At 66.6% G+C, this 22,396-nt stretch carries 20 protein-coding genes and 1 pseudogene; 9 read left to right on the top strand and 12 right to left on the bottom strand.

The features are described from left to right. Nucleotides 1–269 precede the first annotated feature (269 nt). The gene (locus ACFW0H_RS20190; protein WP_422915642.1) at nt 270–1,523 is read right to left on the bottom strand and encodes a flavohemoglobin expression-modulating QEGLA motif protein; all 1,254 of its coding nucleotides are present in this window, start codon (nt 1,521–1,523) and stop codon (nt 270–272) included. A 350-nt stretch (nt 1,524–1,873) separates the two neighbouring features. On the opposite strand from ACFW0H_RS20190, the gene ACFW0H_RS20185 reads away from it, so the two are divergent. Then, on the top strand, nt 1,874–2,560 hold the full coding sequence (locus tag ACFW0H_RS20185; protein ID WP_422915641.1) for a DUF2780 domain-containing protein: 687 nt from the start codon (nt 1,874–1,876) through the stop codon (nt 2,558–2,560). A 24-nt stretch (nt 2,561–2,584) separates the two neighbouring features. Here ACFW0H_RS20185 and ACFW0H_RS20180 read toward each other — a convergent pair whose 3' ends face one another. Next, nucleotides 2,585–3,478, bottom strand: coding sequence for an acyltransferase (locus tag ACFW0H_RS20180; RefSeq protein WP_422915640.1), 894 nt, complete (start codon nt 3,476–3,478; stop codon nt 2,585–2,587). A 202-nt stretch (nt 3,479–3,680) separates the two neighbouring features. On the opposite strand from ACFW0H_RS20180, the gene rloA2 reads away from it, so the two are divergent. From rloA2 to creD, 5 genes are all read left to right on the top strand, one after another. Further along, nucleotides 3,681–4,193: a retropepsin-like aspartic peptidase RloA2 gene (gene rloA2 / locus ACFW0H_RS20175; RefSeq protein ID WP_422915639.1), complete on the top strand. Its 513-nt coding sequence runs from the start codon at nt 3,681–3,683 to the stop codon at nt 4,191–4,193. A 58-nt stretch (nt 4,194–4,251) separates the two neighbouring features. Beyond that, nucleotides 4,252–4,938 (top strand): two-component system response regulator CreB, encoded by a 687-nt coding sequence (gene creB, locus ACFW0H_RS20170; protein WP_422915638.1) that lies wholly within the window; start codon nt 4,252–4,254, stop codon nt 4,936–4,938. Continuing rightward, a complete protein-coding gene (gene creC, locus ACFW0H_RS20165; RefSeq protein ID WP_422915637.1) occupies nt 4,938–6,368 on the top strand; it encodes a two-component system sensor histidine kinase CreC in 1,431 nt (476 codons plus the stop codon). The genes creB and creC overlap by 1 nt, the downstream gene beginning before the upstream one ends. A gap of 187 nt (nt 6,369–6,555) precedes the next feature. Further along, nucleotides 6,556–6,990, top strand: a complete 435-nt coding sequence (locus tag ACFW0H_RS20160) for a CBS domain-containing protein (protein WP_422915636.1) — start codon at nt 6,556–6,558, stop codon at nt 6,988–6,990. A 246-nt stretch (nt 6,991–7,236) separates the two neighbouring features. Then, the gene (gene creD, locus ACFW0H_RS20155) at nt 7,237–8,586 is read left to right on the top strand and encodes a cell envelope integrity protein CreD (protein ID WP_422915635.1); all 1,350 of its coding nucleotides are present in this window, start codon (nt 7,237–7,239) and stop codon (nt 8,584–8,586) included. A 104-nt stretch (nt 8,587–8,690) separates the two neighbouring features. Here the strand turns inward: creD and ACFW0H_RS20150 are convergent, their stop codons facing one another. The 6 genes from ACFW0H_RS20150 to ACFW0H_RS20125 form a co-directional block, all read right to left on the bottom strand. Beyond that, entirely contained in the window at nt 8,691–9,314 is a 624-nt protein-coding gene (locus ACFW0H_RS20150; protein ID WP_422915634.1) for a glutathione S-transferase family protein, read from the bottom strand. 189 nt (nt 9,315–9,503) lie between these two features. Continuing rightward, the gene (locus ACFW0H_RS20145; protein WP_422915633.1) at nt 9,504–10,454 is read right to left on the bottom strand and encodes a Vgb family protein; all 951 of its coding nucleotides are present in this window, start codon (nt 10,452–10,454) and stop codon (nt 9,504–9,506) included. A 111-nt stretch (nt 10,455–10,565) separates the two neighbouring features. Further along, complete coding sequence (locus ACFW0H_RS20140) at nt 10,566–11,528, bottom strand: FecR domain-containing protein (RefSeq protein WP_422915632.1); 963 nt, start codon at nt 11,526–11,528, stop codon at nt 10,566–10,568. Continuing rightward, entirely contained in the window at nt 11,525–12,043 is a 519-nt protein-coding gene (locus tag ACFW0H_RS20135) for an RNA polymerase sigma factor (protein WP_422915631.1), read from the bottom strand. Before ACFW0H_RS20135 ends, ACFW0H_RS20140 begins: the two co-directional genes overlap by 4 nt. Before the next feature lie 102 nt (nt 12,044–12,145). Continuing rightward, a complete protein-coding gene (locus tag ACFW0H_RS20130; protein ID WP_422915630.1) occupies nt 12,146–12,850 on the bottom strand; it encodes a 3'-5' exonuclease in 705 nt (234 codons plus the stop codon). After that, nucleotides 12,847–14,781: a putative nucleotidyltransferase substrate binding domain-containing protein gene (locus ACFW0H_RS20125; protein WP_422915629.1), complete on the bottom strand. Its 1,935-nt coding sequence runs from the start codon at nt 14,779–14,781 to the stop codon at nt 12,847–12,849. Before ACFW0H_RS20125 ends, ACFW0H_RS20130 begins: the two co-directional genes overlap by 4 nt. A gap of 247 nt (nt 14,782–15,028) precedes the next feature. Between ACFW0H_RS20125 and ACFW0H_RS20120 the strand changes: the two are divergent. Then, nucleotides 15,029–15,466: pseudogene (locus tag ACFW0H_RS20120) on the top strand (response regulator); the annotation flags it as partial. 315 nt (nt 15,467–15,781) lie between these two features. On the opposite strand, the gene ACFW0H_RS20115 reads toward ACFW0H_RS20120, so the two are convergent. Further along, nucleotides 15,782–17,959 (bottom strand): malate synthase G, encoded by a 2,178-nt coding sequence (locus ACFW0H_RS20115; RefSeq protein ID WP_422915628.1) that lies wholly within the window; start codon nt 17,957–17,959, stop codon nt 15,782–15,784. A gap of 306 nt (nt 17,960–18,265) precedes the next feature. On the opposite strand from ACFW0H_RS20115, the gene ACFW0H_RS20110 reads away from it, so the two are divergent. Together ACFW0H_RS20110 and ACFW0H_RS20105 are read left to right on the top strand one after the other, a co-directional pair. Beyond that, the gene (locus ACFW0H_RS20110) at nt 18,266–18,712 is read left to right on the top strand and encodes a GNAT family N-acetyltransferase (RefSeq protein WP_422915627.1); all 447 of its coding nucleotides are present in this window, start codon (nt 18,266–18,268) and stop codon (nt 18,710–18,712) included. A 35-nt stretch (nt 18,713–18,747) separates the two neighbouring features. Next, on the top strand, nt 18,748–19,266 hold the full coding sequence (locus tag ACFW0H_RS20105) for a glycine cleavage system transcriptional repressor (protein WP_422915626.1): 519 nt from the start codon (nt 18,748–18,750) through the stop codon (nt 19,264–19,266). A 113-nt stretch (nt 19,267–19,379) separates the two neighbouring features. Here ACFW0H_RS20105 and rarD read toward each other — a convergent pair whose 3' ends face one another. The 3 genes from rarD to ACFW0H_RS20090 form a co-directional block, all read right to left on the bottom strand. Further along, on the bottom strand, nt 19,380–20,267 hold the full coding sequence (gene rarD, locus ACFW0H_RS20100; RefSeq protein WP_422915625.1) for an EamA family transporter RarD: 888 nt from the start codon (nt 20,265–20,267) through the stop codon (nt 19,380–19,382). A gap of 281 nt (nt 20,268–20,548) precedes the next feature. Then, on the bottom strand, nt 20,549–21,523 hold the full coding sequence (locus ACFW0H_RS20095) for a serine/threonine protein kinase (RefSeq protein ID WP_422915624.1): 975 nt from the start codon (nt 21,521–21,523) through the stop codon (nt 20,549–20,551). A gap of 64 nt (nt 21,524–21,587) precedes the next feature. Continuing rightward, nucleotides 21,588–22,352 carry a TOBE domain-containing protein gene (locus tag ACFW0H_RS20090; protein WP_422915623.1) on the bottom strand — a complete coding sequence of 255 codons (765 nt, stop codon included), beginning with the start codon at nt 22,350–22,352 and terminating at the stop codon, nt 21,588–21,590. Nucleotides 22,353–22,396: the final 44 nt, after the last annotated feature.

The raw sequence follows: 22,396 nt of genomic DNA, 5'->3' as shown, positions 1-22,396 counted from the left end.
GCAAGATCAATAGGATGCACGGCGGCAGCAGGGAGTGGGGGTTGGTGTGTTTGGCGACTGCCAATTTACCCACTTCCCTGACTGTCAACTCGCTCTTCCCCCAGACTCCGCGAAGAACCTTTTTTTTTGATGTATTCCGGGGCAGGTTTCCTTGTAGGGGTGAATTCATTCGCCAAGGGCTGCGAAGCTGCCCCCTGAGGTCTGACGGGCAGACCTGCGGTCTGCTTGGCGAATGAATTCGCCCCTACAGATTATTTCGCCCCCAGACGTCACTCCTCCTCCAATTCCACGAAGCGCTCGAGACTCACCGCCTCCAGCTTGATCCGCCCGACGAAGGCGGAGAACGCCAGGGCAGCCGCCAGGCGGCGCAAGTCGGACGCCCAGGGCGGCACGTAGCGCGGCTGTTCCAGCCAGCCGGATTCGAACAGCGGCGCCAGGCGCACCACATCGCCTGCGCTCATGCGTCCGGCGAACAGTTGGCGCAGCAGTTCCGGGCGGTTGTCGCGCACCGCCACCCGCAACAGGGTGTGCACGCCGAGCATGCCGATCACGTAGCAGGCGTCCTTGGTGAAGGCACCGCCGCCGCGCACATCAGCGCCACGGAACACCCGCTGGGTCGAGCGAAAGGACTCCTCTTCCGATTGCCCGGCGTCCAGGAAGCCCTTGAACACCTCGATGAAGTCGGCGCCATCCAGGGCCTGCTGCACGGCCACCACCCGCAGGGCGATGCGGCGCAGGCGCTGGATATCGATACTGCCGGTGAGCAACTCGGCGAGCATGGCGATGCCTTCCTGGGTCAGGGTGGTGCGCGGCGCGCCCAGGGCCAGGCTGGCGAGGCGCGGCTGGGCGCGGCCATTGAGGGCGGTGCCGACATGCACGAAGGCTTCGTGTTGCAGCAACTGCGCCTTGTCCAGCTCGGAAAACCGTGCCGAGGCGCGCAGGCGGATGCGGGTGGCGCCGGCGATGGCCTTGGAGGCCAGGTCCGGGTCCAGCACCACCTTCACCTGGCCGGGGCCGAAGAAGGCATCCACCTCGGCGCGCATCCAGACGGCGAAGTCCTCGGCCGGGATGTTCGCTTGTGTGGCGGGGATGCTGCGGCTGTCCAGCAGCGCGTCGGTGGTGTCGAGAAAGAAGCGCGCCGCATCCAGGGGCGTCATCTGCTGCCGTTCGTAGTAGTGGTCCGGGCGCTGGTAGAGACGCGCGGAATAGTCGGTGAACGCCGGCGTGCCGATGGCCCCCAGCATGCATCCGGCGCAGGCATAGCTGCGCGCGGTGGCGGCGAGGAAGGCGCCGGCCGGGTGGCCGGTGTCGCACTGGCCGGCGAGGGACTCCAGGGCTTCGACATCGGCGCTGTGGTCCCGAGGGGCCAGGGTGACCTCGGGCAGCTGCGGACGACCGGCGCGCCAGTCGGCGAGGAATCGCTCTTCGATGCCGTCGGGCCAGGCGATGGCCTCCAGCACGCGGATCTTGCGGGCCAGGCCCGGGAGGGCGGCATCGAGTTCGGCAAGGCGGGTTTCGCTCATGGCGATAGACCGGAGAGGATGGTTCTTGAAGGCTAGTTCAGCGCAGGCCGGCAGCCCGTCTTCGCGAATGAATTCGCTCCTACAGAAATGCTGAAACTGGCACGGACTGCTCCCCTCTCCCTCTGGGAGAGGGGCTGGGGGTGAGGGTAGTTCGAGGCTGCTGGGACTCCATGGCAGACCTGCGGCCTGCTTGGCGAATGAATTCGCCCCTACAAGGTTCTCTGCCGGGTATGGCAACTGCCGACAAAGTGCCGGGAACGCCGAGGCCATCCCCGCAGTCATATTGCCGAGCCTCCGCTCACCGGCCGGAACGCAGTGTCCCGGCGCGGATTCTTCCACGAGGTCGACCTATGCACACTCCCCGAAGCCTGACCCTGGCCGTCCTGCTCAGCCTGGCCGCCAGTCCGGTGTTCGCCGTTACCCTGGGCGACATCGTCGCCGCTGCATCCGCAAGCGGGACCGATAGTCATCAGGAGCAGGGGCCGGGCATCGCGCCGGCGGAATCGGCGGCCTTGCTGGAGCAACTGGGTGGACAACTGCAGATCACCCCGGAGCAGGCCCTGGGTGGCGCGGCCGCGCTGTTCGGCCTGGCGCGCAACAACCTTCCCGCGGATCAGTTCGCCCAGCTGGACCAGGCGGTGCCGGGAGTGGGCATGCTCACCGACCCCAATACCCAGGGCCTGCTCAGCAGTATCGGCGGCCTGCTCGGCCAGCAGTCGGGCAACGCCCTGGGCAGTCAGTCCGGCGTGCTCGCCGGGCAGAAGATGAACAACATGGCGGATGTGAGCCAGGCCTTCGGTTCGCTGGGGATGGACAGTGGCCTGATCGGCCGTTTCACCCCGCTGATCCTCTCCTTCCTCGGCCAGCAGGGCATGGCCAACGACCTGATTGCGAGCCTGAGCAACCTGTGGAAGTGGACGGTGCCGCCGGTGACCCCGGGGTTGCAGCAGGCGCCGATCCAGCAGACCCCGGTCCAGCAGGCACCCATCCAGCAGGCCCCCGTGCACCAGCCGCCGGTGAACGGTCTGTCGACCTGAAGCGCTGCGGGGTAGGCCTTGCGCCTAACCCTGCAATTCCGCGCGCAACTGGCCGATGCGCGCGTCCTTCTCCTGCCAGAGCCGGCTGACCCAGGCCTGCACGTACTGGCGGAATTCCCCGTCGTTCTCGTAATCGCCCTGCCACAGGGCCGGGTCCAGCTCGCGGGTACGGATATCCATGACCACCCGGGGGACCCGGCCGCAGAGCAGCGCCCAGAAGCCCGGCACGCCCTTGCCGGGGTAGACCAGGGTGACGTCGAGGATGGCGTCCAGCTCCTCGCCCAGGGCCGCCAGCACGAAGGCCACGCCGCCCGCCTTGGGTTTCAGCAGGTGCCGGTAGGGCGAGTCCTGGTTGGCATGTTTGACGGGGGTGAAACGGGTGCCCTCCAGGTAATTCACCACAGTCACCGGCATGCGCTTGAACTTCTCGCAGGCGGCCCTGGTGATTTCCAGGTCCTTGCCCTTCATTTCCGGGTGCTTGTCCAGGAAGGCCTTGCTGTAGCGCTTCATGAAGGGATAGTCCAGGGCCCAGAAGGCCAGGCCGAGGAAAGGCACCCAGATCAGTTCCTTCTTCAGGAAGAACTTGAAGTAGGGCGCCTTGCGATTGAACGCCTGGACCAGCGCGGGAATGTCCACCCAGGACTGGTGGTTGCTGATGACCAGGTAGGAGTTGTCATTGCGCAGCCCGTCGCCACCGCGAATATCCCAGTGGGTGGGGGTGAAGGCGGCGAAGATGCGCTTGCAGTTCTCTGCCCAGGCTTCGGCGATCCACATCACTGCGCGTGAGCAGGTATCGCGCAGGCGCTGGCCCGGCAGGATGAGCTTGAGCAGGGCGATGGCCAGCATCGGGCCGATCAGGATCAGGGTGTTCAGCAAGAGCAGCAGCGTGGTGGCGATTCCGGTCAGCAGTGCCCGCATGGCTCCTCGGCTCCTCGTCCGCTTGCGATGTGCGCCATGATACGCAGTCGCCGGCGGCGCGACGAGCGGTCCTCCCGGGGCCGGGCCTTGCTCGCCGCCAGGGGGCGAGTATGCTTCCGGGCAGCCGCTGCCTCGCCGATGGCGAACCTTTTGCCCATCCGGTCAGTCCCAGAACCGTACCCCTCAACCAGGAGACACTGTGTTGAAACCCCTGATTGCCCTGCTGGCCTTGCTGGCACTGCCCGCTGTTGCCGCCCAGGAACCCACCCTCTACGGCCGCTACGAATACGTGCGCCTGCCCGAGATCGGCCAGACCTTCAAGGCCAAGATGGACACCGGCGCCCTTACCGCTTCCCTCTCGGCCAAGGACATCGAGCGCTTCAAGCGCGACGGCGAAGAATGGGTACGTTTCCGCCTGGCCACCAAGGATGCCGACGACACGCTGTACGAGCATCGCCTGTCGCGGATCAGCAAGATCAAGAACCGCGCCGACGAGCTGGGCGATGAGGACGAGGCGCCCTCGGCGGAGATTTCCAAGCGCCCGGTGGTGGACATGGAAATGTGCCTGGGCGGGGTCAAGCGCACGGTGGAGGTCAACCTCACCGACCGATCCAGCTTCAACTACCCGCTGCTGATCGGCTCCAAGGCCCTGCGCGAGTTCAAGGCCGCCGTCTATCCTGGCCGCAAGTTCACCGCCGGCAAGCCGCAGTGCTGATTGACGAGGTAGCGGCCTTGCGGCAATTTCGGCCTCAATTCCATGAGCCGGGACGCCCATGCCCCATATCCTCATCGTCGAAGATGAAGCCGCCATCGCCGACACCCTGGTCTACGCCCTGGAGGCCGACGGCAACGCCACCACCTGGCTGAGCCTGGGCGGTTCGGCCCTGGAGCTGCTGCGCCAGCAGACGGTGGACCTGGTGATCCTCGACGTCGGCCTGCCGGACACCAGCGGCTTCGAGCTGTGCAAGGCGCTGCGGCGTTTCTCCGAGGTGCCGGTGCTGTTCCTCACCGCGCGCAATGCCGAGGTCGACCGGGTCGTCGGCCTGGAAATCGGTGCCGACGACTATGTGGTGAAGCCGTTCAGCCCGCGCGAGGTGGCGGCGCGGGTGCGGGCCATCCTCAAGCGCACGGCACCTCGCGCACCGGCTCCCGTCCTGGCGGCCAACGGGCCATTCCAGGTGGACGCCGAACGAGTGCGCATCCACTATCACGGCCAGCCCCTGGGCCTCACCCGCCACGAGTTCCGCCTGCTCCAGGCGCTGCTGGCGCAGCCCGAACGGGTATTCAGCCGCGAGCAATTGCTGGATGCCCTGGGCGTGGCCGCCGAGGTCGGCTACGAGCGCAACATCGACAGCCACATCAAGGGCCTGCGCGCCAAGCTGCGCCAGGTGGCGCCGGCCGCCGAAGCCATCCAGACCCATCGCGGCCTGGGCTACAGCTACTCGCCGGATCGCGCCTGATGCCCCTGGGCGTGCGCATCTTCCTGGCCTACTTCCTCTTCGTCGGGCTGGCCGGCTGGTTCGTGCTGAGTACGGTGATGGACGAAATCCGCCCCGGCGTGCGCCAGTCCACCGAGGAGACCCTGGTGGATACCGCCAACCTGCTGGCGGAAATCCTCCGTGACCAGGTGCGCGATGGGACCCTGAACCGGAGTCGGCTTCCCGAATTGCTGCGTGCCTACGGCCAGCGCCAGCCGGGGGCGGACATCTGGGGCGTGCGCAAGACCCGGGTCAACCACCGTATCTACGTCACCGACGCCCGCGGCGTGGTGCTGCTGGACTCCAGCGACGTGGCGGTGGGCCAGGACTATTCGCGCTGGAACGACGTCTACCTGACCCTGCGCGGCCAGTACGGCGCCCGTTCCACCCGCGAGGACCCGAACGATCCGGATTCCTCGGTCATGTACGTGGCCGCCCCGATCCGCGACGGCGAGCGGATCATCGGTGTCGTCTCGGTCGCCAAGCCCAATACCTCGCTGCAGCCCTACATCGAGCGCTCGCAGCGGCGCCTGGCCTGGCTCGGTGCCGGCCTGATCGGCCTTGGACTGCTGCTGGGCGGGCTGCTCTCCTGGTGGCTCAGCCACTCGCTGCGGCGCCTGCGCGACTACGCCCAGGCGGTGAGCGAGGGCCAGCGCGCCGAGCTGCCGGGCATGAGCGGCGGCGAACTGCGTCAGCTGGCCACTGCCGTCGAGCGGATGCGTACCCAGCTGGAAGGCAAAGCCTATGTCGAGCGCTACGTACACACCCTGACCCACGAGCTGAAGAGCCCGCTGGCGGCCATCCGTGGTGCCGCCGAGCTGCTGGAAGGGGATATGCCGGCGGCGCAGCGGCAGCGCTTCGTGGCCAATATCGGCAACGAGGGGGCGCGCTTGCAGCAATTGGTCGACCGCCTGCTCAACCTGGCCCGGGTGGAGCAGCGCCAGGGGCTGGAAGAGCGGGTGCCGGTGGCCCTGCGCGAGCTGGCCGAGACGCTGCTGCAAGCCCAGGCGGCGCGTATCGAGGCGGCCGGCCTCAAGGTGGAGAACCGGATCGCACCAGGACTGTGCGCCTTGGGCGAACGCTTCCTGCTTGGCCAGGCCCTGGCCAACCTGCTGGACAATGCCCTGGATTTCACCCCGGCCGGTGGCCTGCTGCGGCTGGACGCCGAGCGGCAGGGCGCCTGGCTGGAGCTGCGGCTGTACAACCAGGGCGAGGCCATCCCCGAATTCGCCCTGCCGCGCCTGACCGAGCGCTTCTACTCCCTGCCGCGCCCCGCAACGGGGCGCAAGAGCACGGGGCTCGGCCTCAATTTTGTGCAGGAAGTGGCCGGGCTCCACGGCGGCGAGCTGCGGGTGGTGAACCGCGAGGGCGGCGTGGAATCCTGTCTGCGACTTCCAGTCGTCGCGGATTGATATGCGGCCGCCGCCCGGCGACGCCGGTCGCATCCGCCTTCGGCTATAAATTGACCAGGACGGCGCCCCGACTTTCGACGGGCGTCTCCACCTTGTAACCAGGTTTTGGCTTGATTCTTGATTTGGCACTGACGCACAGCGTCGAGCTTCGTCTACAAGAAACACAGGCCCTTCAAGGAGCTGCCGGATGAAAACAGTCGCCGAGATTCTCAAAGCCAAGTCCCATACCCGGATCTTCAGCGTGGAGCCCACGACCACCGTACTGGAAGCCGCCCTGCTGATGGCCGAGAAGGACATCGGCGCGCTGGTGGTGATGAAGGGTGGCGAGCTGGTGGGCATCGTCACCGAGCGCGACTTCGTGCGCCGGGTCGCCGCCCTGGAACGCTCGGCCTACGCCACCACCATCGAAGAGGTGATGACCTCCAACCTCTTCGTGGTGACCCTGCGCGACAGCAATCAGTACTGCATGCAGCTGATGACCGAGAAGAACCTGCGGCACTTGCCGGTGCTGGACAACGGCAAGTTGGTGGGTCTGCTCTCCATCCGCGACCTGGTGCGGGACATCACCGCCGAGCAGGAAAGCCTGATCCATCACCTGGAGCAGTACATTCGCGGGGCGTGATGCTGCCCGCTTAGCGATGGTTACCTTGTGGGGGCGAATTCATTGTAGGGGCGAATTCATTCGCCAAGGGCAGCGCAGCTGCCCCGATGGAGCCCGCTGGGCAGACCTTCGGCCTGCTTGGCGAATGAATTCGCCCCTACAGGAAAAGCGCCCCGCCCCAATCCCCACACAATCTCCATGAAGCCTCCATAAACCCACCCGACGGGCCCTGCAGACTCTCGCTATCCCAACACAAGGAGAGTCGCCATGACCCGTACCCTGGGTTTCAAGCTGGGCACCATCGCCCTGCTGATGCTGCTGTTGATGATTCCGCTGATGCTGATCGACGGCCTGATCGACGAGCGTCAGGCCGCGCGCGACGGCGTGCTGGCCAACGTCGCCCGCAGTTCCAGCTACAGCCAACGGATCACCGGGCCCATCCTGGTGGTGCCCTACAAGCGCACGATTCGCGAATGGAAGACCTACGAGCAGACTGGTCAGCGCCGCCTTGAGGAGCGTGAGGTGAGCGGCCGGCTCTACTTCCTGCCCGAGCGTTTCAACCTGACCGGCACCGTGGAGACCGAGCAGCGTGCCCGGGGCATCTACAAGGCGCGGCTGTACAAGAGCGACAGCCAGGTCAGCGGGCAGCTCCGGGTGCCGGCCAACTATGGCATCGACCGGGACCTGGCGGACTACCGTTTCGAGCAGCCCTTTCTGGCGGTGGGCATCAGCGATATCCGCGGCATCGGCAATGCCCTCACGCTGCGCCTGAACGGCCAGACCCTGGACTTCCAGCCCGGCAGTGGCGACCGTCTGCTCGACGGCGGTGTGCACGTTGTCCTGGCGCCGCTGCAGGCGAACGTTGCGCAGAACCTGGACTTCGCCTTCGAGCTCAAGCTGCAGGGCACCTCCAGCTTGAGCATCACCCCGGTGGGCCGCGATTCGCGGGTGGAGCTGACCTCCTCCTGGCCGCACCCGAGCTTCATCGGTGAATTCCTGCCCAGTGAACGCAGCATCGGCGCCAAGGGGTTCAATGCGATCTGGCAGACCAGCTTCTTCGCCACCAACCTGCAGGAGGCGCTCGCCGAATGCGTAGCTGGCAGCCAGTGCAATGCCTTCAATTCGCGGGACTTCGGAGTGAGCTTCGTCGATCCGGTGGACCAGTACCTGAAGACCGATCGCGCGATCAAATACGCCCTGCTGTTCGTCGCCCTGACCTTCGCCGGCTTCTTCCTGGTGGAGGTGCTCAAGCGCCTGGCGGTTCATCCCGTGCAGTACGGCCTGGTGGGCCTGGCCCTGGCGTTCTTCTACCTGCTCCTGCTGTCGCTTTCCGAGCACCTGGAGTTTGCCCTGGCCTTCGCGATCTCGGCCTCGGCCTGTGTGTCGCTGGTGGGCTTCTACGTCAGCCATGTGCTGCACAGCTGGTTGCGCGGCGCCGGCTTCACCCTGGCCCTGGCGGCGCTTTACGGGATGCTCTACGGCCTGCTCAGCGCCGAGGACTACGCACTGCTGATGGGCTCGCTGCTGGTGTTCGGACTGCTCGCCTGTGTGATGGTGCTCACCCGCAAGCTGGACTGGTATGGCGTCGGCCGCGCCCAGCCGGGGAGCGGCAATTGAGGCGGGTGGGGTTGCGTGAGGACCAGGAATGCGGGGCGAAGCTGGCGGCGGAGCTGGACAGGCTGTTCAGCGCCAGCCTGCCCCGCCTGCGCGATGGGTTGGAATCAGTGCGTCGGCGCCGTGGCCTGCAACGACGGCCGCTGGCTGGTGGTTGAGTACCAGGTCGCCAGTTTGGGGCAGTCACGTCGCCAGTTCAGGTCGGGCATGCGGAAGTCCAGGTAGCCCAGGGCACAGGCGGTGCTGATGGCGGCCACATCGAAGCGGTCGCCCAGTTCGTCGGCGGCCTGCTCGAAGGTTTCCAGGGCGCGATCGATCTTGCTGCATTGGCCCAGTACCCAGTCGTCCCAGCGTTTGTCCTCGGGGCGCAGGAAGGTTTCGTAGCGCACCAGGATCGCCGCATCCAGCACCGCGTCGGCAAGCGAGGCCAGGGTCAGGCGCCGCCAGCGTGTCGGCCCGTCGCGGGGGATCAGCGGCTCGCCGCTGTGCTGGTGATCGAAGTAGTCGAGGATCACCCGGCTGTCGTGCAGCACGCTGCCGTCGGCCAGCAGCAGTGCGGGAATCTTGCCGGCGGGGTTGTGTTCGTTCACCTCGGCGCTGGGGTTCAGCGGGGTCAGGGTGACGCCGTGAAGGGTGACGCTGTCCAGCTGGCCGGTTTCGTGGAGCAGCACCATGACCTTGCGAACGTAGGGTGAGGTGGGGGAGAAGAACAGGGTCTGGCTGGCGCTCATGCGGGGTCCCTCGACGGATGCAGCGGTCTATTGGCGCAGTTATACCGCATTCGATTGCAGCCGGGCATGTAGGGGCGAATTCATTCGCCAAGCAGGCCGAAGGGCTGCCCTGCGAGGCTTGGGCAATGGGCAGCTTCGCTGCCCTCAGCGAATGAATTCGCCCCCACAGGGAAACGCGCGCCGCACGACTCAGTAGCGGATCATCACCAGCCTGTCCTGGGCCGACTCCGCGCCCCAGACTTCGCCCGTGCGGCCGGACAGCTGCGTCACCTGGGCGCCGGGTCTGTCGCTGGGGAAGCTGGCGAAGAGGCGGCTGAACGGATTGAAGCGCAGGATGGCATTGGCGCGGAAATCGCTCAGCCAGACCCGCTCCTGATCGTCGACGTAGAGGGCATGGGCATCGGCGTTGCCGCCGGGGAGCGGCCAACTGCTCCAGGTTTCCCCCAGCGGGTCGAACCGGCTGAGTCGACCATTCCCGGCCTCGCTGACCCACAGCGTGCCGCGCGAATCGCCCCAGATCAGGCGTGGCCCGGCGCTGTCGTCTGGTATCGCGACCACCTGGGCGTGGCCGGTGGTCGGGTCGATGCGGGCGATATGGCGGGCATGCTGGTTGGCGTACCAGACCTCGCCACTGGGCGTCACCGTGATGCCGTCGGGGCCGGGACCGCCCGGCGCCGGCCAGATTTCCACACTGCCGGTGGCCGGTTTGAAACGGCCGATAAAGCCGCGTTGGCCGGTGAACCAGAGATCGCCGTCACGATCCAGGGCGATGCCTTCCAGGCCGGTGCCGGTCACCGTGCCATTGACGGGGAAGCTGCGTACCGAGAGGTCGGTGGGGTCGACCCGCACCAGCGCGTCGAGGCCCGGGTCGGTGATCCAGGCCGCTCCTTCCTGGTCGACCACCAGGGTTCGTGGCGATGAACCGACACCCAGGGGGATCAGCTGGCTCTGGCCGGTCATGGGGTCGAGGAGGCCGACGCAGCCCAGGCGCTGGGCCGTGAACCAGACGCGTCCATCGGTGGCCGGCGCCACGTCGCGCGGGCCGGTTCCCGTCGGCACGGGGTAGTAGGTGACGTCGGCTGCCCAGGCCGTCCCGCAGAGCAGGGCGGTACAGAGGGCAAGGGCGAATGTGCGGATCATGGCGGCGACCTCCGAGTCGCAGGTTCCTCCACAATCGACGCCGAATGGTCGCCCAGGGTTCGAAAATACCTCCGAACGGCCTGTGCTCTGCAAATGAAAAGGGAGGGCGACCTATTCCCTCGGCACCACCCGCACGAACCAGTCGTTGTAGCGCGCGATCCTCACCGGAAGGCTCGGCGGCAGGGCGGCCAAGGCGCGGTCGCTGTCGTGCAGCGGGAAGCTGCCGCTGATGCGCAGGTCGGCAATGGCCGGATCGACGCCCAGGTAGCCGCGGCGGTACTCGCCGAGGCTCTCCAGCAGGTCGGCCAGGCGTACGTCATCCACCACCAGCATGCCCCGGCTCCAGGCGCCCGCGGCCGGCGGCGCGGCCTTGGTTGCTTCCAGTGCATGGCCGTGCATCAGGACCTGCTGGCCTTCACGGATGATGCGTTGATCGTCGGCCCGAGCCGGATGGGCCGCCACCGCCGAGCGCAGGACGACCAGTCGCGTGCCCTCGGCCTCGCGACGCACCAGGAAGCGGGTACCCAGCGGGCGCAGGTCGCCGTCCCCCGTGGCGACCACGAAGGGGCGAGGATCGCCGTGACCGGTTTCCACGAGGATTTCACCGCTGCGCAGGATGATCCGCCGCTGCTCGGCGTTGAAGTCGATGTCCAGGGCGCTGCGGCTGTTCAGGCGGACGCGGGTGCGATCGGCCAGTTGCAGTTCGCGTTGCTCGCCGCTGGCGGTCATCTCGTCGGCGAGGAAATCACCGAGCGGACGCAGTTGGGCGAGCAGGCCGAGGCTCAGGCCGGCCAGCAGGAACATGCCCGCCAAACCGCGACCGACGCGCTGCAGGCGCCGGCGCGCCTGGTCGTCAGCGCGCAGCAGGGCACGGCGGGCGGGGGCCGGCGCGGCCGGGGCCAGGTGGGCGTCGAGGGCGCCGAGCTGGGCCCAGACGCGGGCATGTTCCGGGTGCGCGGCGTGCCAGCGGTCGAAGGCGTGGCGCTCCTGATCGCCGGCTTCGCCTGAGCCAAGGCGGAGCTGCCAGCCAATGGCTTCGTCCAGGACCCGCGCGGAAACCGGGCCGCTGTTCATGCCGGCTCCCCGTAGAGGGCGATGTAGCACTGGCGCAGGCCCTGGGCGAGGTACTGGCGTACACGCGGCACGGAGACGCCGAGGCGCTCGGCGATCTCGGCGTGGGCCAGTCCGTCCAGGCGGTTGTAGAGGAACGCGGCGCGGGCCTTGGCGGACAGCTTGCCGAGCAGGCGATCGATCTCGCGCAAGGTTTCCAGGGCGAGGGCCTGGTCTTCCAGGCTGGGCTGGACTTCTTCGGGGGCCAGGGCCAGCTCGTCGAGGTAGGCCCGCTCCAGGGCGCTGCGGCGAAAGTGGTCGATCATCAAGCCACGGGCGATGGTGGCGAGCAGCGCCCTCGGCTCGCGCAAGCGCAGCTGTTCCGGCTTGTTCAGCAGGCGCACGAAGGTGTCCTGGCCGAGGTCCTCGGCACGTTGCGGGCAGCTCAGGTTCTTGCGCAGCCAGCCGAACAGCCAGGCGCGGTGATCGCGATAGAGCAGTTCCACCATCTGGTGGTTAGTGGAGTCCCCAACAGTCACCGCATCCCCCGGTACAACCCAATAAGCTAAATCAAAGCGAGAACGATTCGCGAATGATCGCAAAGACCGGGCAGTGGCCGCAATTACTGGCTGTCGGGAGGGTCAGAAGGCGGGAGCCTGTTGCCGGCGCTGCCACTTGGTCAGGGCGGATGCCAGCGCCGCCGGGCTTTCCAGCCCCTGGCGGCGAGCCCGGCTGAACAGGATCAGCGCGATCTCGGCGGTGACCAGGGCATCGGCGCTGGCGTTGTGGCGCTGCTGGACCTGCAGACCGAAGTAGTCCACCCATTCGTCCAGGCCGCCATTGCGAATCCCCGCCTCGGGGCAGAGCAGGGGCGCCAGTTCGGCGATGTCGAGGAAATTGTGGCGCAGGCGATGGTCGAGGTCCTGCTTGAGGGCGCGGCCGAGCATGCGCTGGTCGAAGGTGGCGTGGAACGCCAGCAGCGGGCTGTCCCCGAGGAACTCCATGAATCCCAGCATGGCTTCGGCCGGTTCGACGCCGGCGGCCAGCTCGCTCGGGGCGATGCCGTGGATCAGCACGCTGGCGCTGAGTCTGCCGGTATCGCGCTGCAGGGTGCATTCGAACTGGCTGCCCAGGTCGATGGCGCCGTCATGGATGCTCACCGCGCCGATGGACAGCACCAGGTCGCGGCTCATGTTCAGGCCACTGGTTTCCAGATCCAGTACCACGAAGCGCTGATCCCGCAGGGGCCGGTCATCCAGTGGCTGGGGATCGGGCAGGCGGTCGCGACGGGCGGCGAGTTCCGCGGCCAGTGGGGTGCGGCGGGTGAACCAGGGAAATACGTTCATAGCTGGTAGCGTAGCGCCAGGCTGGATTGCAGGCGCTGGGCCTGGCGGAATGACTCGCGCAGGATGCGCCGGTCCAGGTGGTTGAGGCTGTCCGGGTCGAGCCGGTTGGAATAGGGCAGCCCTTGCCGTGCCTGGTGCTGATGCTGCTGCATGCGGGTCAGTTGGATGAAGTGGTAGGCCTCCTCGTAGGCGGCGCCGTCCTGGGCATCCACCACGTCCCGCTCCACCAGCTGGCGCAAGCGCTCCAGGGTATTGCAGGCGCTGATGCCGTGGGCCAGTGCGAGGAGACGGGCACCGTCGACAAAGGGTGTCAGGCCCTGGACCTTGAGGTCGAGGGTGTCCTTCTCGGCACCCTTGCGGGCCACCACGAAATCGCGGAAACGGCCCACCGGCGGACGCTGGCGCAGGGCATTGTCGGCCAGCATGCGCTGGAAAATGCTGTTGTCCGCCACCAGCACCAGCAGTTCGCGCTGCAGCGCCTCGCAACCCTCGGTGGGGCCCCAGACGGCGCGCAGGTCGAAGTAGATGCTCGAACCCAGCAGGTTTTCCGGCGTGGCCTCGCGTACGAAGCCGGCGAAGCGCCGGCTCCATTCAGTGCGGGACAGGCAGAGCTGCGGGTTGCCGGCCATGATGCCGCCCTTGCACAACTCGAAACCGCATTGCGCCAGGGACTGGTTGATGCGTTCGGCGAGCGGCAGCAGGCGCCCGCGGATAGCCGCGGCCTCGGCTGCGCCGGTCGCCTCGAAGAGGATGCCGTTGTCCTGGTCGGTGTGCAGGGTCTGCTCGCAGCGTCCCTCGCTGCCGAAGCAGAGCCAGGTGAAGGGAATGCCCGGATCACCCATTTCCTCGAGGGTGAGCTCGATCACCCGGCATACGGTGTGGTCGTTGAGCAGGGTGATGATGCGGGTGATCTGGGTGGAGCTGGCGCCGTGGGCGAGCATGTTGTCCACCAGGCGCTGGATCTCGCCCCGCAGGGCAGCCAGGGTTTCGACCCGCCCGGCGTGGCGAATGGTGCGCGCCAGGTGCACCAGGTCGACCCGCTGCAGGGAGAACAGGTCGCGCTCCGATACCACGCCCAGCAGGCGTTCGTCCTGCACCACGCAGACATGGGCGATATGGCGCTCGGTCATGGCCAGGGCGGCATCGAAGGCGCTGGCCTCGGGTGGCAGGTGGAAGGGCGCCTGGGTCATGACCTCGGCTATGGGCTGGGCCAGGTCGGCGCTGGCGTCGGCGATCACCCGGCGCAGGTCGCGCAGGGTGAAGATGCCTTGCGGGCGCTGCCGGGCGTCGACGATGACGATGCTGCCCACTTGCTGCTCGTGCATCAGCCGCACGGCGTCTCGCAGCGGCAGTTGCGGCAGGCAGGAGATGGGCTGGCGCACCGCCAGTTCGCCGAGGCGGGAGTCGAGGGAATACTGCGCGCCGAGGGTTTCCACTGCACGCAGCTGCACCTGCTGGTTGACCTGGTCGAGCAGGCTGCTGACCCCGCGCAGGGCGAAGTCGCGGAAGGGGTTGGAGAGGGCGAACAGCTTGATGAAGGCGGCCTTGCCCAGGAGCAGGCAGAAGGTGTCTTCGCCGGCCAGGTGTTCGGTACGGGTGGCGCGTTCGCCGAGCAGGGCGGCCAGGGGGAAACACTCGCCGCTGGCGATCTCGAAGGTGGTCTCGGTGCCGCGTCGCGCCGAGTGGGGCCGTTCGCCCACGACCCGGCCCTGCTTGACGATATAGAAGTGCTCCACCGGCCCGTCCTGGGGCTTGATGATGGATTCGCCGGCGGCATAGAAACGCAGCAGGCAGTGCTCGACGAGGAAGGCGAGGTGGGCGCTTTCCATCTGGTTGAAAGGCGGATATTTCTGCAGGAACTCCATGGTGCCGTGGATGTTCTGCATCACCGCCTGCTTGCCGGCCTGGGCAAAGGCATCTGCCTTGTTCATGGACCTGCCTGCTGTTCTTGTTGGATGGATCATGCTGCGCTGGGCAGCCGGTGGGACAAATTGGACGTAAGTCTAAGCATTGGCAAGCCGTCGGCGGGCAGGGGCAAAACGCTACCGTTCGGCGGATGCTGCATTCTGGATGGGAACTTGCGTGCATTTTGCGCATCCGACCTCCGTGCCCCGTGCTAAAGCTTATTAGCGAGGGGAGTTGGGCCTGCTAGGGAAGGCCCCATCGAGGAAGAACCCCATGAGTTACGGTGACCTGCTGAGCGAGGCCGAGCTGCAAGCGCTTGATGAGATCATGCGCGTGCCCGATGCGCCGCCCAGCGTTCTGCTGGTGGACGACGACGAGGCCGGACGCGATCTCCTGGCCGATGCGCTGGTCGCCAAGGGCATCCCGTGCATCACCGCCGAAAGCGGCGAGCAGGCCCTGGCGCTTCTGGTGACACGGCCCTCCATCGGCCTGATGATCACCGAACTCCACATGCAATGCGGCAGCGGCCTGGAACTGGTGCGCCAGGTGCGCCAGTCGGCGCGGGCGACCCTGCCGGTCATCATCGTTTCCGGCAATGCCGATGTGCAGGACGCCATCGAGGCGATGCACATGAAGGTGGTGGACTTCCTGCTCAAGCCAGTGGACATGAGCCGCCTGGTCAACCTGGTGCGCAACGAGCTGGGCGCCCCGCCCGAACCCAAGGCCCCGCCACCCCAGGTGCGACCCAGACCGGCGAAAACGAAGGCCAAAGCCAAAGTCATCGCGCTGAAGAGCGCATAAGAAACCGCCAGGGACAGGCGGTTTTTTTATGTCTTCGGCAATGTGATCCGGGACGGTTTCTCGGTAGGGGCGAATTCATTCGCCAAGGGCGGCGAAGCTGCCTCCTGGAGGTCCGAATGGCAGGTCTGCGACCTGCTTGGCGAATGAATTCGCCCCTACAAATGAAGCCGGCAGCCACACAAAGAAAAACCGCCCCGAAGGGCGGTTTTTTTTTGAGGTCTGGCCTTACAGACCGTTCTTCGCCTTGAACTCGCGGCGACGACGGTGCAGGACCGGCTCGGTGTAGCCGTTGGGCTGCTTGGTGCCTTCCACCACCAGTTCCAGCGCGGCCTGGAAGGCCACGTTGCCTTCGAAGTTCGGCGCCATCGGACGGTACAGCGGGTCGTTGGCGTTCTGGCGGTCGACCACTGCGGCCATGCGCTCCAGACTCTCGACGATCTGTGCCTGGCTGACTACGCCATGGCGCAGCCAGTTGGCCAGCAGTTGGCTGGAGATGCGCAGGGTGGCGCGGTCTTCCATCAGGCCGACATCGTTGATGTCCGGCACCTTGGAGCAGCCGACGCCCTGGTCGATCCAGCGCACTACATAACCAAGGATGCCCTGGGCGTTGTTGTCCAGTTCGTTCTGGATCTCTTCGGCGGTCCAGTTGGTGTTCGGCGCCATCGGGATGGTCAGGATGTCGTCCACCGAGGCCGGGGCGCGCTTGGCCAACTCGGCCTGGCGGGCGAACACGTCGACCTTGTGGTAGTGCAGCGCGTGCAGGGTGGCGGCGGTCGGCGAGGGTACCCAGGCGGTGTTGGCGCCAGCCATGGGGTGGCCGATCTTCTGCTCGAGCATGGCGGCCATCAGGTCCGGCATGGCCCACATGCCCTTGCCGATCTGCGCCTTGCCTTGCAGGCCGGTGGCCAGGCCGACGTCAACGTTGTTGTTCTCGTAGGCACCGATCCACTTCTCATTCTTCATGGCGCCCTTGCGCACCACGGCGCCGACTTCCATGGAGGTGTGGATCTCGTCACCGGTGCGGTCGAGGAAGCCGGTGTTGATGAACACCACGCGCTCGGCGGCGGCCTTGATGCAGGCCTTGAGGTTGATGGTGGTGCGGCGCTCTTCGTCCATGATGCCGACCTTCATGGTGTTGCGCGGCATGCCGAGGACGTCTTCGACGCGGCTGAAGATCTCGGTGGCGAAGGCCACTTCTTCCGGGCCGTGCATCTTCGGCTTGACGATGTACATGGAGCCGGTGCGGGTATTCTTGCGGCTGGTGTTGCCCTTCAGGTTGTGCAGGGCGATCAGGCCGGTGAACAGGCCGTCCTGAATGCCTTCCGGCACTTCGTTGCCGGCGGCGTCGAGGATGGCCGGGTTGGTCATCAGGTGACCGACGTTGCGCACGAACAGCAGGGAGCGGCCATGCAGGGTCAGCTCCGAACCATCGGCCTTGGTGTAGACGCGGTCCGGATTCATGGTGCGGGTGAAAGTCTGGCCGCCCTTGCTGACGGATTCAGCCAGGTCGCCCTTCATCAGGCCCAGCCAGTTGCGGTAGACCACGACCTTGTCGTCGGCGTCGACGGCGGCTACGGAGTCTTCGCAGTCCATGATGGTGGTCAGGGCGGACTCCATCAGCACGTCTTTCACGCCGGCGGCGTCGGTCTGGCCGATGGGGCTGGACGCATCGATCTGGATTTCGAAGTGCAGGCCGTTGTTCTTCAGCAGCACGGCGGCAGGCTTGGCGGCATCGCCCTGGACGGCGATGAACTGGCCGGCGTTCTTCAGGCCGGCCTCGCTGCCGTTCTTCAGGGTCACGGCCAGTTGGCCGTTCTTCACGGCGTAGGCGGTGGCGTCGACGTGGGAGGCGCCTTCCAGGGGCGCGGCTTCGTCGAGGAAGGCGCGGGCGAAGGCGATCACCTTGTCACCGCGAACCTTGTTGTAGCCCTTGCCCTTCTCGGCGCCGCCTTCTTCGCTGATGGCGTCGGTGCCATACAGCGCGTCGTAGAGCGAGCCCCAGCGGGCATTGGCGGCGTTCAGGGCAAAGCGCGCGTTCATCACCGGAACCACCAGCTGCGGGCCGGCCATGCGGGCGATCTCTTCGTCGACATTCTGGGTGGTGGCCTGGAAGTCGGCCGGTTCCGGCAGCAGGTAGCCGATCTCCTGGAGGAACGCCTTGTAGGCCACGGCATCGTGAGCCTGGCCGGCACGCGCCTGATGCCAGGCGTCGATCTTGGCCTGCAGTTCATCGCGTTTGGCGAGGAGGGCTTTGTTCTTCGGAGCCAGGTCGTTGATGACGGCTTCCACACCGGCCCAGAACTTCTCGGCCGCAATGCCGGTTCCAGGGATGGCTTCGTTGTTCACGAAGTCGAACAGGACTCTGGCGACCTGAAGGCCACCGACTTGAACGCGCTCAGTCATTGCTTGCCTCACTCTGCTCAATATCCGCTCGGACCGGGGGTTTCCCTTCTTGTAGTCCGAAGCGCGGCATACTACATGAAGCCGTCGTGAAAATCAGTGGGGTCGCGTCGCTATGCGACTAAAAGCTGGTTTACGGTCACGACGGCGTGCAGAATGTTCTCAAAAAACTGGCGCATTGTTCCAGTTAAATCTGAAAAATGTACACGATTTATTTTTCGGCGGAACTGCGACAGGCCGTCGCATGGGGCTTTGCGGTGGTTTTCCGGGGTTTTCCTATACTCCCCGCAATTCGCTCCGGAGCCCGTCATGCCCGTACATGCCGTCACCTTCGCCGATCTTGATGATCTTGCCGCGCTGTTCTGCGGCTACCTGGAGTTCTACCAGGTGCCGCGGCCACTAGATGAAGTCCGCGCGTTCCTCGAACGGCGCCTGGAACAGGGCGACTCGACACTCTTCATCGCCCGCGACGACGCCGGCACGGCCCTGGGATTCACCCAGCTCTATCCCTTTCTCTCGTCGCTGGCGCTGGCACCGGCCTGGTTGTTGAGCGATCTTTATGTAGTGCCCACTGTCCGGCGCCGGGGTGTGGGGGAGGCGCTGATGAACGCCGCCCGCGCCCATGCCGAACGTAGCGGCGCCTGCGGCATCCAGTTGGAAACCGCGAAGACCAACCTGGCCGGCCAGGCACTCTATGAACGGCTGGGTTACAAGCAGGACGACCTGTTCTACACGTACTGGCTGAGCCTCATCTGAGGTCCGGCGCTGTTTGCCAACATAAGGAGTCGAGCGTGGATCATCTGGTATTGACGGTCATTGCGGCGGACCAGCCCGGGCTGGTGGAACGCGTCGCGCAGTGCATCGCCGCCCACGGCGGCAACTGGCTGGAGAGCCGCATGTCGCGCATGGCCGGGCAGTTCGCCGGGATACTGCGGGTGGCAGTGCCGGCCGAAGGCTATGACGAACTGGTGGAGGGGCTGCAGGGGCTGAGTGCCCATGGCATCCGCGTGATGCTGGCGCAGAGCGGCATCGAGCCGGCCTGCACCTGGAAACCGATTCTGCTGGACCTGGTGGGCAACGACCGGCCGGGGATCGTCCGTGATATCACCCGGCTGCTGACGGAACTGGGGGTCAACCTGGAAAGCCTGGTCACCGAGGTGATGCCGGCGCCCATGAGCAGTGAGCCGCTGTTCCACGCCGAGGCGGTGCTGGCGGTGCCCCTGACGCTGTCACTGGACGTGCTGCAGGCCAAGCTGGAGAGCCTGGCAGACGAGCTGATGGTGGAGCTGAACCTGCACAAGGAGAAGTGAGGGGCCAGTGCATGGTTCCCGACGGTGGAAATCCGCCGCGCGGATTTCCACCCGCCGGGTTCCGGCCTTTGTAGGGTGGATCTCGCTTCATCGATCCACCGCGGGGGCGGGCTTCAGGCGTTGCGCCGCAGGGTGAGCCAGGCGTCGACGCTGTAGATGGCCAGGCCCGCCCAGATGAAGGCGAAGGCCAGGAGTTTGCTCGGGTCGAAGTGCTCGCCGAAGAGGAAGATCGCCTGCAGCATCACCAGGGTCGGCGCGATGTACTGGAGGAAGCCCAGGGTGGTGTAGGGCAGGTGGCGCGCCGCGGCGTTGAAGCTCACCAGGGGCACCAGGGTGATGGGGCCGGCGGCGACCAGCCAGAGGGCCTCGGGGCTTGACCAGAAGCTCGCCTGGGCGGAGCTGGCACTTGGGGTCAGCAGCAGCCAGCCGATGGCCAGCGGTAGCAGCAGCCAGGTTTCCACCACCAGGCCGGGCAGGGCCCTGACCGGGGCCTGCTTGCGGATCAGCCCGTAGAAACCGAAGGTCAGCGCCAGGGCCAGGGATACCCAGGGCAGCGCACCCACCTGCCAGATCTGCTGGGCCACGCCAATGGCCGCCAGCAGTACGGCGAACCACTGCAGGCGGCGCAGGCGCTCGCCGAGGATCAGCATCCCCAGCAGCACGTTCACCAGCGGATTGATGTAGTAGCCGAGGCTCGCCTCCAGCATCCGCCCGTTGTTCACCGCCCAGACGTAGATCAGCCAGTTGCTCGCGATGAGTATCCCGCTGGCGGCGAGTATGCCGAAGCGCTTCGGGTTTTCGCGCAGTTCCCGCAGCCATCCGGGGTGCTTCCAGACCAGCAGCAGGGCCGCGCCGAAGAGGGCGGACCAGAGCGCGCGGTGGACGATGATCTCCAGCGCCGGAACGCTCTGGATGGCTTTGAAGTAGAGCGGAAAGAGTCCCCAGATGATGTAGGCGGTGAGCCCCAGGATGTACCCGCGGCGCGGGTCGGCGGTGGCCATGGAATGTCCTTGCTTAGGCAGCTAACGAGTGGTGCGACATTCTAGTTGGCGTCGCCCTGGCTTGTCTGTGTGCTCAGGTTTTTTCCGCAAGGCTGTGCAAGCGGAAGGCGTAAGGGGTTCTTTACGGTGAGCGATTCGTAGATCGGGAGCTGCTTTTCTGTAGGGGCGATTTCAATCGCCAAGCGGGCCGCAGGTCCGCCCTGCGGGGCTTCCCGGGGGCAGCTGCGCAGCCCTTGGCGAATGAATTCGCCCCTTACAGGATTGGTCGCCGCCGGGTGGGCTCAGAACAGACGCAACGGCTCTTCATCCAGCGCCGCCAACTGCTCGCGCAGGGTGAGGATCTGGTCGCCCCAGTAGCGTTCGCTGCCGAACCAGGAGAAGTGCATGGGGAAGGCCGGGTCGTCCCAGCGGCGGGCGATCCAGGCGCTGTGGTGCATCAGGCGCAGGCTGCGCAACCCCTCGATCAGAGGCAGTTCGCGCGGGTCGAAGTCGTGGAATTCCTGGTAGCCATCCACCAGTTCGGAGAGCTGGCCGAGGCGTTCCTGGCGCGGGCCGGCCAGCATCATCCACAGATCCTGCACCGCCGGGCCCATGCGGCAGTCGTCCAGGTCGACCACATGGAACACCTCGTCACGGCACAGCAGGTTGCCGGGGTGGCAATCGCCGTGCAGGCGGATTGGCTGGTAGCGCACCTCGGCGAACAGCTGGTCCAGGCGCTTGAGCAGGTCGCGGGCCACTGACTCGTAGGCGGGCAGGAGGCTGCGCGGAATGAAGTTGCCTTCCAGCAGGGTGGCCAGGGACTGGTGGCCGAAATTGTCCACCGCCAGGGTTTCGCGGTGTTCGAAAGACCGGGTGACAGCCACCCCATGGAGGCGGCCGAGCAGTTGGCCAAGGCGGTAGAGCTGGTCCATGTTGCCCGGTTCCGGTGCGCGCCCGCCCCGGCGGGGGAAGAGCGCGAAGCGGAAGCCGCCATGCTCGAACAGGCTGTCCCCACCTTGCAGCAGGGGGGCGACCACGGGCACTTCGCACTCGGCCAGTTCGGCACTGAAGGCGTGTTCTTCGCGTATGGCCGCATCACTCCAGCGCTGCGGCCGGTAGAACTTGGCGATCAGCGGCTCGGTACCCTCGATGCCAACCTGGTACACGCGGTTCTCGTAGCTGTTGAGGGCGAGTATCCGCGCATCGCTGAGAAAGCCGAGGCTTTCCACTGCGTCCAGTACCAGGTCGGGGGTGAGGTCATCGAAGGGGTGGGACATGGGCGGCTCCGGCAGTGAGGCGCCCAGTCTACGCCCTTTGCCTGGCGCGCGCGCCCGGCCCGGCTCAGAGCGCGGTGCCGAGCAGCACCTGGCCGGGGGCGAACTGGACGCGCACGCTTTCGCCGGTCGCGAGGCCGAGCTGCGCCAGGCGCTCGCGTTCGACCAGGGCGCAAAGCGTCTGGCCGCTGGCGAGGGCGATGCGCACTTCGCTCGGGCCGTCGGCGGCGTCGAGGATTTCTTCGATCCGGCCCAGCAGCTGGTTCTGGGTTTCGTCTGCCGGTTCCGACGGTCGCTGCAGCCGCAGCCAGCCAGCCTTGATCAGGGCCACGACGCTGCGTCCGGGTGCCAGTTCCAGCTTGTCGGTACTGTCGTGGGTGATCTGCGCGTCGAGCCGCGCGCCGCCGGCCAGCTCGACGCTCACCAGGTCGTTGCGGCCCCGCGCCTGGATGCCGAGCACGCGGCCGCTCAGTTGGTTGCGCGCGCTGGTGCGCAGCATCAGGCGGCCCAGCAGCTCAAGGTCCTGTTCGCTCTCGGCGGACTCCAGCAGGCGTGCCTGCAGGCTTTCCAGGCGCTTGTAGAGCGCCAGCAGGCGCTCGCCCTCGGCGGTCAGCCGCGCGCCGCCACCGCCCTTGCCGCCCACCGAGCGCTCCACCAAGGGCTTCTCGGCGAGGTTGTTCAACTCGTCGATGGCGTCCCAGGCGGCCTTGTAGCTCAGGCCCGCGGCCTTGGCCGCGCGGGTGATGGAGCCTTGCACGGCGATCTGCTCCAGCAGCGCCAGGCGCTGCGGGCGGCGGGTGAGTTGCTGGGTGAGGGCGCTGGTCAGGCTCATGGGCGCGGGTTCGTCTGGGGCTCTGGCGCGCAGGCTGCGCCCGG

Source organism: Metapseudomonas cellulosilytica (genome assembly GCF_049334135.1).
Taxonomy (GTDB): Bacteria; Pseudomonadota; Gammaproteobacteria; order Pseudomonadales; family Pseudomonadaceae; genus Metapseudomonas.
Note: the sequence above shows the minus strand (reverse complement) of the source record. Positions and strands in the feature narration are given on the sequence as shown.